Consider the following 14,099-nt stretch of genomic DNA (forward strand, 5'->3'; position numbering starts at 1 on the left):
ACGCGGCGCAATCGTAACGAGTCGAGGCGACCATGCAGTTCGATCTTCCGTATTTCCTTTCGTTGTTCGCTGACCGGATGTTCTGGGAAGCGTGCCTGACCGTCATCGAGTTGGGTGTGCTCTCCTGGGTCGTCAGCATGGTCGCGGGCTATCCGATTGCACTGGCGAAGCTGTCGAAGAAGCCGTGGCTCACTAAGTCCGCGACCGCATACGTGTGGTTCTTCCGCAGCGTGCCCTTGCTCGTCGTGATGGTGTTCGTGTTCAACCTGCCGCAGCTTTTCCCGTCGATGGGGCCGGCGCTGTCGCATCCGTTCTTCTCCGCGTTTTTGTCGCTCGTCGTGACCGAGGCTGCGTATATGGCGGAGATTCATCGCGGCGGACTGCTTTCGGTCGGCAAGGGGCAACTGGAAGCCGCGACGGCGCTCGGGCTGCGCCGCTTGGGCCTGCAACGGCTCGTGGTAATTCCGCAGGCGTTCTGGATCTCTTTGCCCACGCTCGTCAATGAGTTCATCACGTGCATCAAGCTCACCTCACTTGCATCCGTGATTTCGCTTGCCGAATTGCTGATGGTCGGTCAGCGCATGTATTCGCAGAACTTCCTCGTGCTCGAAACGCTGCTCGCGATCGGCGTCTATTACGTGATGATCGTGACCGTTTTCGGCTGGTTGCTCAAGCAGCTCGAACACTGGCTCGATCTCACACGCCGCCGTCCCGAGACGATCACTGGAGACGAGCTGATGTCCATGCGCGAAGGTCTCGTGCCGAAAGAAGTGGGCGCAATGCGTGTCAGCGGCCAAGGTGCGTTGATCCTGAAGGATGTGCGCAAAGCCTACGGCGGCCACGAAGTGCTGAAGGGCATCGACCTCGATGTGGCAGCGGGCGAAGTGCTGTCGATCATCGGGCCGTCCGGCTCCGGCAAGACTTCGCTCATCCGCACGATCAACGGACTCGAAAGGATCGACCATGGCGCGATCCATCTATTCGGTCAGGCGTGCATCGATGCATCGGCGCGCGCCGATCCGGAGCGGGTGTGGCAGGCGCGACGTCGCATCGGGATGGTCTTTCAGGGCTTCAATCTGTTTCCGCATAAAACCATCCTCGATAACGTGCTGATGGCGCCGCACTACCATCGGCGCGGCTCGACGGCCGAACTGCGCAACATCGGCCTCGGTCTACTCGACAAGGTCGGCCTGCTGGCCCATGCGCAGAAGTATCCGCATCAGTTATCGGGCGGTCAGCAGCAGCGGGTCGCGATTGCGCGGGCGCTTGCAATGGAACCCGACATCATGCTCTTCGACGAACCGACCTCGGCGCTCGACCCGGAACTCGTCGACGACGTGCTTCAGGTCATCTCCGAACTGGCGCTTGAGCATATGACGATGATCATCGTCACCCACGAAATGAAGTTCGCGATGTCGATTTCGGATCGCATCGCGTTCATGGAGAACGGCGAAGTGCGTCTGCATGCGTCGCCCGCTGTCATCCGTTCGCATCCCGATGCGGAGCGCGTGCGACGTTTCATCGGCATCAGCGAGCCGGAACCCTTGAATCACGATGTCGTCGGAGACCGACGATCGTTCAACACCACTCTCAGCGCCCGCGCGCAATGATCCACAAGACGATGAAACGAATTCAACTCAGCGACGTCGAGTCGCACTGGGACGCGATCAGGCCGCGGATCGAAGACGGCTTCGATGTGCTCTGGAACACACCGGAACTGCCGTGCATGGAATTCGGTGCAGTTGAGGCGCTGACCGCGTGGCTCAAAGCGGAAGGTTTCAGCGTGGAACCTGGCGCGTTCGGCATTCCCACGGCGTTTGTGGCCAGAAAGCGGATCGGTGTAGGCCCGTGCGTCGGCATCCTCGCGGAATATGATGCGCTGCCGGGGCTCGGCAACTGCGCATGCCACACGCGCAGCGAACCGCCGTCGGAAGCGGGCCATGCGTGCGGACACAATCACATCGGGCCGGCGAACACCGGCGCCGCCATTGCGGCAGTCCGCAGTGCGCAAGCGCTGGGCATCGGTGGCGAGATCAAGGTGATCGGGTGCCCTGCTGAAGAACTGCTGTGGGGCAAGGTCGCATTGTTCGTCAAAGGCGCATTCGAAGACTGCGATGCCTTGCTGACGTCGCACGGCGATTACCAGAACGGCGCGATCTCGCGTCCCTGTCAGGCGATGGCGACGGGAGAGTTCGTGTTTGTCGGACAAAGCAGTCACGGCGGTTACTCGGGCAAGGTAAATGCGCTCGCGGGTGCAGAGGAAGCGCTGTTCGCACTCCGCGACTTCAAGGAGCGATATCCCGATGTGCCGATTAAGCACATCATTCGCGGCGACATGAAAATCGCCGGCGTTGTGCCCGATGACGTGAGGCTGTACTTCTCGATTCGTCATCTGGACGTGGAACGCGCGATGGACGTGTATGACGCGGTCGTCGATCTATGCAGGAAGGTGGCGGAGCGGTGTGGCCTCGACTGGCGGCATCTGCCGATTTCGACATGCCGGGGCTATCTTGCGAACGACACGCTCGCGAACGTGCTCTTCGACAGCCTGAGCGATGTGGGACCGCCAAAGTGGTCAGATGCCGACAAGGACTGGATGCAGCAACTGGCGGAGCAATGCGCGCCCGCGCAGCCGTTCGAACTCGATGAGACGATTCGGCTCTATGACGAGGGACAGGACTACTACAGCCAGGACGACGGCGAGGTGAGCTGGCGCATTCCGCTCGGCCGCGTGAACTGGGCCTATCCGAAGCAGGTTCCGATCCATCACTGGAGTTGGACAGCATTGTCGGGTCATACGGCGAGCCGAGCAGGTCCGCACATGGCGTCGAAGGCGATCGCGCTCGCAGCGGTGAGATTGCTGAGCGAGCCGCGCCTCATCAACGATGCGAAGTCGGAACTCATGTCAAGGATCGAGGGCAAGCATATTTGTGCGCCGCGGTTGGGCGCGTGGACGACGTTGACGCAGAGTCCGCAGTCGTTCTGGAACGGCACGTGGACGGAAGGCGAGGCCTCGCAAGGACTGGCTACGCTGCCATCGAATCGATAAGCGCGCGTTCAAGCCTCTGAGCCGATCCGCTGTCGAAGCAGTTCGAGAAACTCCTTCGTCAGCGGTTCGTTGGAGCGGCTCTGACGCTCGATGAATGCGAACGACAGATCGAAGCGCATCGTGCCGGGCGCGAGCGCGCGCAAACGGCCGTCGTCCACCCATCGCTGCGCGAAATGCACGGGCAGGAAGCCGATATACGCGCCCGACAGAATCAGGATCAACTGGCCTTCGACGCTGTTCGCCGTCGCTTGCGTGTCGCGCATGCCGTGTCGCATGTGAATTGCCTGAGTCCACGAAGCGCGGCCCACAAAGCGATGATTCTCCAGATCGCTCTCGCTCACGCGGCGGACATTGAAGAGCGGATGCTTGTCCGCGCAGTACAGGTTGTGACGCTCGCGATAGATTGGGTTGTACTTCAGGCCGTTCATCTTGAGCTGCACGGTGCTGATAGCGGCGTCGAGCCGGTTGTTAAGCACGTGAACCTGAAGCTCGTTCGATCCGCCGAGCAGCAGATGAAGATGCACTGCGGGGCGCGCCGCTGAGAAGGTCGCGATGGTCGCATCGAGCGGAAGCTTCGTGTCGGTCACGATGCCGTCGAGCATGCCGATCTTGAGATTTCCGCGCAGGTCGCCTTTCAGGTCGGCGGCGAAGCGCTCGAAGCCATCGACTTCGCCCAGCAGCCGTTGCGCTTCGACGTGAAACTCAGCGCCCTTGGGCGTGAGGCTGAAGCCACCGCGTCCGCGATGGCAGAGCACCACGCCGAGCTGGGCTTCCAGTTGACTCATGTACGTGCTGATCGCTGACGTCGACATGTTGAGCTCCTGTTGCGCGCGTGCGAACCCTTGTTGCTGGACGACGCTCATAAACACGCGGAGCAGGCGCAAATCGGGAATAACCGTTGTCATTGCAATGGAAAGCAGGAATGGTTGAACCTCAACCCGATGCATAGTGAGGGCGGAAGACCTGATCGTCGTCAAGTCTAGCTTAAGCAGTTTGCAAGACGAAGCTAAAGTGACGATCAACGATAAGCGGGTAACTTCTGGCGGGCTATGTTGCGTATTAGCGCGTGGCTCTTCGGCCTTCGCACAGCAAAGGCTCGCCCGCCGGCAATCTGCTCGCAACCGTGGCGTTCCTGCTGACCTCGATGCTGCCCGATCACCAGTTCATGGCGTGGGGCTGGCGCGTGCCGTTCCTGTTCTCCGCGCTGCTGGTGGTGGTCGGGATGTTCATCCGGATGAGCGTCGACGAATCGCCGGCGATGCAGTAATTGAAGGACCGCAAGAAGGTCGCGAAGCTGCCGATCGCCGAAGTGCTGCGCGATCATAAGGGGCTGGTCGCGATGGGCGTGCGCGCGGGCGTGATCGGCTTGTCGGCGACCTACTTCAAGACGACGTTCGCATTGTCTTGGGCCGTGACGAGCATCGGTTTTGACCGCACGCAATTTCTCACGGTGATCACCGGCGCGATCGTCGTGCAGCTCGTCGTGCAACCGTTCGGCGCCTTGCTGGCGACGAAAATGGACCTGAAAAAAGCGGTGATTTACATGCTGGCGCCGGAAAGCATCGCGCTGCCGGTAATGTTTTCGCTGATCGCAACCGGCTCGGCGAAACTCGCGATGCTCGGCATGGCGCTCGCGTCGATTCCGCACTCGCTGTACTACGCGGCGATGGCCGGCATTCTGGCGAGGTCGTTTCCGGTGCAGGTGCGTTACACGGGTATTTCGCTTTCCTATCAAATCTGCGGCATGGTGTTCGCGGGTACGACACCGATTCTCGGGCAATACCTGCTCGGCGCGACCGGCTCGATTCTCTCGGTGGTCGCACTCGGCGTGTTGCACGTGTTGATTACGCTGTTCTGCGCACTGGGGCTGATCACGCGGATGCGTCAGGAAGGCGCGCGGGATGCGGCGCGCGAAGCGATGCTGGCGCAGAGCTGAGCGTCTGCGCCGAAAGGAAAAGGGTTGCGCTGGAAAGGAGGCGAGCCGCCTCGCGGCAAGCCGCGTTCAGGTCGACCGGAACGCGGCTTGCCGTCAGGGGCGCAGCAGATCGAAGCCGGCTAGCGCAACGACGCCGCTGATCGCGATCAGCGCCACCGAGTGCTGTCCGACATACAGCAGGCCGGCAGCCGACCAGCTTGTCAGCGCGAATGCGGCGATTCGTTTCATACGCTGGAGATGGAGATACGGAAAAGAGGCAACAAATTCAGAAGCCCAAAGCAATCGCAAGCAAGCCGCTCACCACGCCGCATGCGACCACTGCCACGGCGACCACGGTCAGCACGCGCCGCGGGAACGAGCGGCCCAGCATGGCCATCGACGGCACGCTGATCAGCGGCAGCGTCAACAGCAATGCGCCGGCGGGACCGGCGGCCATGCCGAACGAGAGCATCGCCTGGATGATCGGCACTTCGCCGGCAGTCGGTATCACGAACAAGGTGCCGGCGATCGACAACGCGACGATCCACAGCAGGCTGTTGTCGATGTGCGGGCCGATGTGCGGAAACAGCCACGCGCGCGCCGCGCCGAGAATCAGCACCAGCGCGATGTATTCGGGCACGAGGCGCAGCGTCATGCTGGCGAGGATTTTTATCCAGCGCGTGAAGGCGGTGCCGGGGTCGTCGGCGGTGATCAGTTGCGAGAGAGCTTCACGCGACGCTTCGGCTTCTTTCGGCGTGACCATGCGGTTCACCAGATAGCCGAGGCCGAACACCATCACGATGGCGAGCGCGAGCCGCAAGCCCATCCACTGCCATCCGAGCACGAAGCCCATGAAGATCAGCGTGGCCGGATTCAGCGCGGTGTTGCCGAGCCAGAAAGCGATCGCCGCGCCCGGCGCCGCCTGGCGCGCACGCAAACCGGCAACGACCGGCGCCGCGCAGCAGGTGCACATCATGCCCGGCAACGACATCAGGCCGCCCTTCACCACACTGCTGAAATCGGTCCGGCCGAGCGCACGCGCGACCCATTGCGGCGGAATCAGCGCTTGCACCGCCGAGCCGAGCAGCAGGCCGAGCACCATCGCTTGCCAGATGGCCTTGCCGTACACGAAGGCGTAATCGATCGCGGCTTGCCACGATGCGTCCGGCGCACTCGCCGAGGTGCCCATCAGGATCGATTTGCCGATCGAGTGCTGGCTCGCGGCGACGAATGCGCGGTTGTAGTACGGGAACCACTTCACGTAGAAGAGGCCGACGACGGCGATCAGCAGGAAGACGATCCAGCCGAGCGGGATACGAGGTTGTCTAAGGGTTGATTGCATGAGTGGTCTCAGCGTGGTTTTTGATCAGATCGCAGAGGCAAGCGCGCGGCTGTCGAGCCGCGCCAATAACGCTTTCGCCTGGTCGACGACGTCGGCGTCGTTGGGGCGAAAAGTCAATGGCAACGCGTGCGGCAACTGGACGAAATGCTGATGGCTGCTGCGCGCGTACGCCGGATCGTAATGCCGCTCGATCAGTTCGTGCGCGAGTTCGGCGCGCTGATCGGCGTCGACGAGCTGCTGCCAGCCCGTCACCCGTTCACGGCTATGCAAACCGATCAGCCGTTGCAATTGCCCTTTCAGCGCCGCGGGGTCGTCGAACAGATGGGCGTAATCGTGCAGCAGGAACTCGGCGCGATCTTCGCGGCTCGACAGCACCTCGACGCACGCACCTTGGTGAAACGTTTCCAGCAGCGCGAGCGGCAACGAGACCGAACCGATGCGCCGGCTTTCCGCTTCGACGAACACCGGCCGCCCCGGATCGAACTCCCGCAGCGCGCTCACGAGCAGCGTATCGAAACGCTTTTGCGACGGCTGCGGCACGCCCGCCCATGCGCCGAGCAGCGAGCCGCGATGCGCGGCCAGCGCTTCGAGGTCGAGCGTCTGCGCGCCCGCCTGGTTCAGCGCCGCGAGCAGGCGCGTCTTGCCGCTGCCGGTCGGGCCGACCAGCGCGATGTAGGAGAAGGTTTTCGGCAGGGTCTCGAGCGTGTCGAGCGTGAAGCGCCGATAGCTCTTGTAGCCGCCGTCCAGTTGGCGCGCGGGCCAGCCGATCATATTGAAGAGCGTCGTAACCGAGCCCGAGCGCTTGCCGCCGCGCCAGCAATAGATCAGCGGCCGCCAGTTGCGCGGCCGGTCGGCGAAGGTCGTTTCCAGGTGATGGGCGATGTTGCGTGCGACCAGCGCCGCGCCGATGCGCGTGCCTTCGAACGCCGACACCTGCTTGTACGTCGTGCCGACCAGTACCCGCTCTTCGTTGCTCAGCACAGGCGCGTTGAGCGCGCCGGGAATATGGTCTTCCGCAAACTCGAGAGGCGTGCGTACATCGATGATTTCATCGAAATCACCTGCTTTGTCGAGGCTGACGAGAAGGTTTTTCAAGGGGTACGGACGAAACGGGGCGGCGAAAGGATGAAATTATCGCATGCGCCGCCAGGACGGGCCGGCGTATGCGCAAAGCTGTTGGCGTGCGGGGCGGTTCGCGCGGGTTCTCGTGCCGGCCTGTGGCGTGCGCCGGTGCGTGGAGCACAGGCATCAAACAAGCTCGCCAGACAGCGCCTCAAACGTTTCAAACGACTTCGACGCGTCTTTCTCCATCCACCATTTCGCCGATCACGCGCGCGTCGCCGAAACCGTCGGCATGGAACAGCGCGAGCACTTCGTCGGCCGATTCCGGTGCACACGAGACCAGCAGGCCCCCCGAGGTTTGCGGGTCGGTCAGCAGTGCGCGGGCCGTCGACGGCAACGTGGCGGGCAGGACGATGTCTTTGCCGTAGGCGTCCCAGTTGCGCCCCGAGGCGCCGGTAACGATACCTGCTTGCGCGAGGCCGACCACCTCCGGCAGCCAGGGCAGATCCGCATAGCGCACGCGGGCGGTGAGATTCGAGCCGCGCGCCAGTTCCAGCGTGTGCCCGAGCAGGCCGAACCCGGTGATGTCCGTGAGCGCATGCACACCGTCCAGCCGCGCCAGTTCCGCGCCCGGACGATTGAGCTTGGTCGTCGCGCCGATCATCGCGGCGTAGCCGACAGCGTCGAGCTGGTCTTTCTTCAGCGCCGCCGACAGGATGCCGACGCCGAGCGGCTTGCCGAGAATCAGCACGTCGCCCGCCTGAGCGCCTGCATTGCGCTTGACGCGCTTCGGATCGACCACGCCGATCGCGACGAGGCCGTAGATCGGCTCGACCGAATCGATCGAATGGCCGCCCGCGAGCGGAATGCCGGCTTCGGCGCAGACGGACTCGCCACCCTTCAGCACGGCCGCGATCACGTCGTGCGGCAGCACGTTGATCGGCATGCCGACGATGGCCAACGCCATGAGCGGCTTGCCGCCCATCGCGTAGACGTCGGATAGCGCGTTGGTGGCGGCGATGCGGCCGAAGTCGAACGGGTCGTCGACGATCGGCATGAAGAAGTCGGTGGTGGCGACGATCGCCTGCTCGTCGTTGAGCTTGTAGACGGCGGCGTCGTCGGCGGTGTCGTTGCCGACCAGCAGGTCGGGGAAAAACGGCAGGGGCGCGCTGCGCTTGAGCAGATCGGCGAGTAGGCCGGGCGCAATTTTGCAGCCGCAGCCGCCACCGTGCGACAGGCTGGTGAGGCGGGGCGATGGGCTGGTTTGGGCGTGGGTGTCGGTCATGTGGCGCGAGTCTCTGGCTGCGGATGACCGCAATTATGCGGGTTGTTCGCCGGCGCTGCCCAGACGTGCCTCGCGCGCACGGCTCGCGCGCGAAGGCGCCGCAGAGCGCCATGAGCTTCGCGCTATCGCGAAATGCCTTATCTCACAATAAACAGATCCTCAAAGCGCGGGGTAGGGCAAAAATTTGTTCCACAAAAAAGTGCGACAAACGGAGCCGCGTCAATTGTCATTTGTTGCTGCCTGCGCCGGTGCCGTACAAGCCGTTGTCAAAACCCCCCGCACCGTGGGCTTTCTGATCTTGCCCCGTTTTGCCGCGCGAGGGGGCCGACCCGGCGTCCTTCGCTTGCGGTTTGTGCGACTCGTGGACCATCGAGGCTGCCGGATCGGGCGTCGTCCCCATCGCAGACGTGCGATTTTCCTGCTGCTGAGAGCCACCGCCCTGCGGAATTTGCGCGCTGCCGTACGGACTCGCGACGAGCATCACGGCGCCCAGCACGAGCGACGCGACCCGCGCCGAGGCGAATACTCGCGCGGGAGTGTGAAAATTGTCTGGGCGGACATGGAGCAGAGAGCGGCGAGTCATAGGAGCGCCTTTTACCGAAGTTGAAAGTTGGTGTAGCGCAATCTATGCAGCACGAACGATGCCCGCGGTTTATTAAAACCGGCTGTGAAAGTGCATATTTGCCTTGGTGCTCAAGCGTGCAAGTCTGGCTGCACGACTTCATATCGCGCCCTATAATCGTTTCAGTATCCCGATAGAGCCGAGGCCATTCAATGACCCAGATGTCCCGGCGACAATTCCTGAAAGTTTCTGCCACCACGCTAGCCGGATCGAGTCTTGCCCTAATGGGCTTCTCGCCGGCACCCGCGCTCGCGGAAGTCCGCCAGTACAAATTGTCGCGCACAACCGAAACCCGCAACACCTGCCCGTACTGCTCGGTAGGCTGCGGCATCCTGATGTACGGACTGGGCGACAACGCCAAGAATGCGAAGTCCAGCATCATCCACATCGAAGGCGATCCCGATCATCCGGTCAATCGCGGCACGCTGTGTCCGAAGGGCGCGAGCCTGATCGACTTCATTCATAGCGAAAGCCGTCTGAAGTATCCCGAGTACCGCGCGGCCGGCGCCAAGGAATGGCAGCGTATTTCGTGGGAAGACGCGCTCGACCGCATCGCGAAGCTGATGAAGGAAGATCGCGACGCCAACTTCGTCGAGACGACCGAAGACGGCAAGAAGGTCAACCGCTGGCTGACCACCGGCATGCTGGCCGCCTCCGCCGGTAGCAATGAAGTAGGTTATTTGACACACAAGACTATCCGTAGTCTTGGCATGCTCGGATTCGACAATCAAGCACGTGTCTGACACGGCCCGACGGTGGCAGGTCTTGCCCCGACGTTTGGCCGTGGAGCGATGACGAACCATTGGGTCGACATCAAGAACGCGGATGTGATTCTCGTGATGGGCGGCAATGCGGCCGAGGCGCACCCGTGCGGTTTCAAGTGGGTGACGGAAGCCAAGGCGCATCGCAAGGCAAAATTGATCGTGGTCGACCCGCGCTTTACGCGCACGGCGTCGGTGGCGGACTATTACGCGCAGCTCCGGACCGGCACGGACATCGTATTCCTGGGCGGCGTGATCAACTATCTGCTCACCAACGACAAGATCCAGCACGAGTACGTGAAGAACTACACGGACATGCCGTTCATCGTTCGTGAGGATTTCTCGTTTACCGACGGTCTGTATTCGGGCTACAACGCCGAGAAGCGCAGCTACGACAAGAGTTCGTGGGACTACGAGCGCGGCGACGATGGCTTCGCCAAGGTCGATCCGACGCTGCAGGACCCGCGCTGCGTCTATCAGCTGATGAAGCAGCACTACTCGCGCTATACGCCCGAGCAGGTCGAGAAAATCTGCGGCACGCCGAAGGAGAAGTTCCTGCACGTGTGCGAAATGCTGGCATCGACGGCGGTCCCCGGACGCGCCGGCACGATCCTGTATGCGCTCGGCTGGACGCATCACTCGGTCGGCTCGCAGATCATCCGAACCGGCGCGATGGTGCAGCTGCTGCTCGGCAACATCGGCATTGCGGGCGGCGGCATGAATGCGCTGCGCGGTCACTCTAACATTCAGGGCTTGACCGACCTCGGCCTGATGTCGAACCTGCTGCCCGGCTACATGACGTTGCCGATGGAAGCGGAGCAGGACTTCGACGCATACATCACGAAGCGCGCCACGCAGCCGCTGCGGCCGAACCAGTTGAGCTACTGGCGCAACTATCGCGCGTTTCATGTGAGCTTCATGAAGTCCTGGTGGGGCGATAACGCGACGGCCGAGAACAACTTCGGCTTCGACTATCTGCCCAAGCTCGACAAGTCGTACGACATGCTGCAGGTCTTCGAGCTGATGAGTCAAGGCAAGATGACCGGCTACATCGCGCAGGGCTTCAACCCGCTCGCCGCTGCGCCGAACAAGGCGAAGATCGGCGCGAGTCTGGCCAAGCTGAAGTGGCTCGTCATCATGGACCCGCTCGCCACCGAGACTTCCGAGTTCTGGAAGAACTTCGGCGAGTTCAACGATGTCGATACGGCGTCGATCCAGACAGAGGTATTCCGTCTGCCGACCACCTGTTTCGCGGAAGAGCGCGGCTCGCTGGTGAGTTCGAGCCGTGTGCTGCAGTGGCACTGGCAGGGCTCGAACGGCCCGGGCGAATCGAAGAGCGACCTCGAGATCATGTCGGGGCTGTGGCTGCGCATCCGCGACGCTTATCGAAAGGACGGCGGCAAGTATCCCGATCCGATTGTCAACATGAACTGGCCATATGCCAATCCGGAAAACCCGACGCCCGAAGAGATCGCGATGGAGTACAACGGCCGCGCGCTCGCCGACGTCACCGACCCGACCGACAAAACCAAGGTGCTCGCAAAGAAGGGCGAGCAACTGGCGAGCTTCGCGCAGTTGCGCGACGACGGCAGTACCGCGAGCGGTTGCTGGATCTTCTGCGGATCGTGGACTCAGGCGGGCAACCAGATGGGCCGCCGCGACAACTCCGACCCGACCGGCATCGGCAATACGCTGAACTGGGCGTGGGCGTGGCCCGCGAACCGGCGGATTCTGTACAACCGTGCGTCGTGCGACGTGAGCGGCAAGCCGTTCGATCCGACGCGCAAGCTGATTGCGTGGAACGGCAAGACGTGGTCGGGGGCGGACATTCCGGACTTCAAGGCCGACGAGCCGCCTGAAAACGGCATGAATCCGTTCATCATGAATCCGGAGGGTGTCGCGCGCTTCTTCTCGCGTGACGGTCTGGTCGAAGGGCCGTTCCCGGAGCACTACGAGCCGTTCGAAACGCCGCTCGGCTACAACCCGCTGCATCCGGAGAACAAGGCGGTCGTCAGCAATCCGGCGGCGCGCGTGTTCCCGAACGATCGGGCGGCATTCGGCACCCACGAAAACTTCCCTCATACGGCGACCACCTATCGTCTGACCGAGCATTTCCACTACTGGACCAAGCACGCGCACCTGAATGCGATTGTTCAGCCGCAGCAGTTCGTGGAGATCGGCGAGGATCTGGCGAAGGAAGTCGGCGTGGTGGCAGGCGATCGCATCAAGGTGTCGTCCAATCGCGGCCACGTGATTGCGGTCGCGCTCGTCACCAAGCGGATCAAAACGCTGATGATCGAAGGCAAGAAAGTCCAGACCGTCGGATTGCCGTTGCACTGGGGCTTCAAGGGCCTCACGCATCCGGGTTATCTCGTCAATACGCTGACGCCCTCGGTGGGCGATGGGAATTCGCAAACACCGGAATTCAAGTCGTTCCTCGTCAAGGTCGAAAAGGCATAAGGAAAAGAGATGGCACTGCAATCACTGGATATCAGACGCGTGTCGGCCACGACCGTGCCCACGCCGCAAGTGCGTGAGCCGGCCACGGGCACCGTCGCCAAGCTCATCGACGTGTCGAAGTGCATTGGCTGCAAGGCGTGCCAGACCGCCTGCATGGAATGGAATGATCTGCGCGACGAAGTCGGCGTGAACGTCGGCGTCTACGACAACCCGGCCGATCTGACCGAGCATTCGTGGACCGTCATGCGGTTCTCCGAGTACGAGAATCAGCAAGGCGATCTGGAGTGGCTGATCCGCAAGGACGGCTGCATGCACTGCGACGATCCGGGCTGTCTGAAGGCCTGTCCGGCGCCTGGCGCGATCGTGCAGTACACGAACGGCATCGTGGATTTCCACGAGGAAAACTGTATTGGCTGCGGCTATTGCATAACCGGTTGCCCGTTCAACGTGCCGCGTATTTCGAAGAAGGACCACCGCGCGTACAAGTGCACGCTGTGTTCGGATCGCGTGGCGGTCGGCCAGGAGCCGGCGTGCGTGAAGACCTGTCCGACCGGTGCGATCATGTTCGGCACCAAGGAGGACATGCACCAGCAGGCCGCGGACCGGATCGTGGATCTGAAGGAGCGGGGTTTCCAGAACGCCGGTCTGTACGATCCCGCCGGAGTGGGCGGCACGCACGTGATGTATGTGCTGCACCATGCTGACCGGCCGGGTCTGTATCACGGTCTGCCGGAGAATCCGAAGATCAGCGTGATGGTCTCGCTGTGGAAGGGTCTGGCGAAGCCGCTGGCGCTGGCGGGTATTGCGTTCGCGGCCATGGCCGGCTTCTTCCATTACACGCGTGTCGGTCCGAACGAGGTGACGGCGGAAGACGAAGCCGTAGCACAACGCGAAGCCGACGAAGCACGCCGTTCGAGGGAGGCATCCAATGAAGCACCCTGAGCATACCGGGCTGAAGGACGTGAAGGGCAATAGCCTGATCGTGCGCTATACGCCGAACGAGCGCACGAATCACTGGATCACCGCGATCACGTTCGTGTTGCTGGCGCTTTCCGGCCTCGCCATGTTTCATCCGGCGATGGCGTGGCTCTATGCGGTCTTCGGCGGCGGGCAATGGACGCGGATTCTGCATCCATTCGTCGGCTGCGTGATGTTCGTGTCGTTCCTGATTCTTGCGTTGCGCTTCTGGCATCACAACTATCTCGACCAGGCCGACATCCAGTGGATGAGGCAGATCGACGACGTGCTCAACAATCGCGAGGAAAAGCTCCCCGCGATCGGCAAGTACAACGCCGGTCAGAAGCTGCTGTTCTTCACGATGGTGGTTTGCCTCGTGCTGTTGCTCGCGAGCGGTATCGTGATCTGGCGGCGCTACTTCTCGTTCTATTTCCCGATCGGGGTCATCCGGCTCGCGGCGCTGGTGCATGCGGCTACCGCGTTCGTGCTGATCGTCGGCATCGTCGTGCATATTTATGCGGCGTTGTGGGTGAAGGGCTCGATCGGCGCGATGACGCGCGGCACCGTGACTTACGGCTGGGCGAGAAAGCATCATCCGAACTGGTTCAAGGAAATCATCGGCAAATAAGGCCGCGCGTTTCAGCGT

Annotated in this window: 13 protein-coding genes; 7 read left to right on the forward strand and 6 right to left on the reverse strand. The window is 62.2% G+C overall.

The window, feature by feature from the left end; all coding sequences use genetic code 11:
- Window positions 1-32 precede the first annotated feature (32 nt).
- Together B0G69_RS20450 and B0G69_RS20455 are read left to right on the forward strand one after the other, a co-directional pair.
- Window positions 33-1,610, forward strand: coding sequence for an amino acid ABC transporter permease/ATP-binding protein (locus tag B0G69_RS20450; protein WP_121320490.1), 1,578 nt, complete (start codon window positions 33-35; stop codon window positions 1,608-1,610).
- Between the two features lie 11 nt (window positions 1,611-1,621).
- Window positions 1,622-3,049, forward strand: coding sequence for a peptidase dimerization domain-containing protein (locus B0G69_RS20455; protein ID WP_121323789.1), 1,428 nt, complete (start codon window positions 1,622-1,624; stop codon window positions 3,047-3,049).
- 8 nt (window positions 3,050-3,057) lie between these two features.
- Here B0G69_RS20455 and B0G69_RS20460 read toward each other — a convergent pair whose 3' ends face one another.
- Window positions 3,058-3,996: a LysR family transcriptional regulator gene (locus B0G69_RS20460; protein WP_347232496.1), complete on the reverse strand. Its 939-nt coding sequence runs from the start codon at window positions 3,994-3,996 to the stop codon at window positions 3,058-3,060.
- 119 nt (window positions 3,997-4,115) lie between these two features.
- On the opposite strand from B0G69_RS20460, the gene B0G69_RS20465 reads away from it, so the two are divergent.
- Both B0G69_RS20465 and B0G69_RS20470 read left to right on the forward strand, forming a co-directional pair.
- A complete protein-coding gene (locus B0G69_RS20465; protein ID WP_121320494.1) occupies window positions 4,116-4,316 on the forward strand; it encodes a hypothetical protein in 201 nt (66 codons plus the stop codon).
- Window positions 4,317-4,985: a hypothetical protein gene (locus tag B0G69_RS20470; protein WP_121320496.1), complete on the forward strand. Its 669-nt coding sequence runs from the start codon at window positions 4,317-4,319 to the stop codon at window positions 4,983-4,985.
- 93 nt (window positions 4,986-5,078) lie between these two features.
- On the opposite strand, the gene B0G69_RS42775 is transcribed toward B0G69_RS20470, so the two are convergent.
- From B0G69_RS42775 to B0G69_RS20490, 5 genes are all read right to left on the reverse strand, one after another.
- The gene (locus B0G69_RS42775; protein ID WP_277873552.1) at window positions 5,079-5,213 is read right to left on the reverse strand and encodes a hypothetical protein; all 135 of its coding nucleotides are present in this window, start codon (window positions 5,211-5,213) and stop codon (window positions 5,079-5,081) included.
- A 37-nt stretch (window positions 5,214-5,250) separates the two neighbouring features.
- Window positions 5,251-6,306, reverse strand: coding sequence for a permease (locus B0G69_RS20475; protein WP_121320498.1), 1,056 nt, complete (start codon window positions 6,304-6,306; stop codon window positions 5,251-5,253).
- 24 nt (window positions 6,307-6,330) lie between these two features.
- Entirely contained in the window at window positions 6,331-7,401 is a 1,071-nt protein-coding gene (mnmH, locus tag B0G69_RS20480; RefSeq protein WP_121320500.1) for a tRNA 2-selenouridine(34) synthase MnmH, read from the reverse strand.
- Between the two features lie 187 nt (window positions 7,402-7,588).
- On the reverse strand, window positions 7,589-8,653 hold the full coding sequence (gene selD / locus B0G69_RS20485) for a selenide, water dikinase SelD (protein WP_121320502.1): 1,065 nt from the start codon (window positions 8,651-8,653) through the stop codon (window positions 7,589-7,591).
- A 226-nt stretch (window positions 8,654-8,879) separates the two neighbouring features.
- Window positions 8,880-9,236, reverse strand: coding sequence for a beta-xylosidase (locus B0G69_RS20490; RefSeq protein WP_241991409.1), 357 nt, complete (start codon window positions 9,234-9,236; stop codon window positions 8,880-8,882).
- A 191-nt stretch (window positions 9,237-9,427) separates the two neighbouring features.
- Between B0G69_RS20490 and fdnG the strand changes: the two genes are divergently transcribed.
- The 3 genes from fdnG to B0G69_RS20510 are packed head-to-tail and all read left to right on the forward strand — an operon-like array spanning window position 9,428 to window position 14,081.
- A complete protein-coding gene (fdnG, locus tag B0G69_RS20500; protein WP_147440744.1) occupies window positions 9,428-12,496 on the forward strand; it encodes a formate dehydrogenase-N subunit alpha in 3,069 nt (1,022 codons plus the stop codon).
- Between the two features lie 9 nt (window positions 12,497-12,505).
- Window positions 12,506-13,438, forward strand: coding sequence for a formate dehydrogenase subunit beta (gene fdxH / locus B0G69_RS20505; RefSeq protein ID WP_121320508.1), 933 nt, complete (start codon window positions 12,506-12,508; stop codon window positions 13,436-13,438).
- On the forward strand, window positions 13,425-14,081 hold the full coding sequence (locus tag B0G69_RS20510; RefSeq protein ID WP_121320510.1) for a formate dehydrogenase subunit gamma: 657 nt from the start codon (window positions 13,425-13,427) through the stop codon (window positions 14,079-14,081). The genes fdxH and B0G69_RS20510 overlap by 14 nt, the downstream gene beginning before the upstream one ends.
- Window positions 14,082-14,099 lie beyond the last annotated feature (18 nt).

The sequence above is a fragment of the Paraburkholderia sp. RAU2J genome, from assembly GCF_003634845.1.
GTDB lineage: Bacteria > Pseudomonadota > Gammaproteobacteria > Burkholderiales > Burkholderiaceae > Paraburkholderia > Paraburkholderia fynbosensis.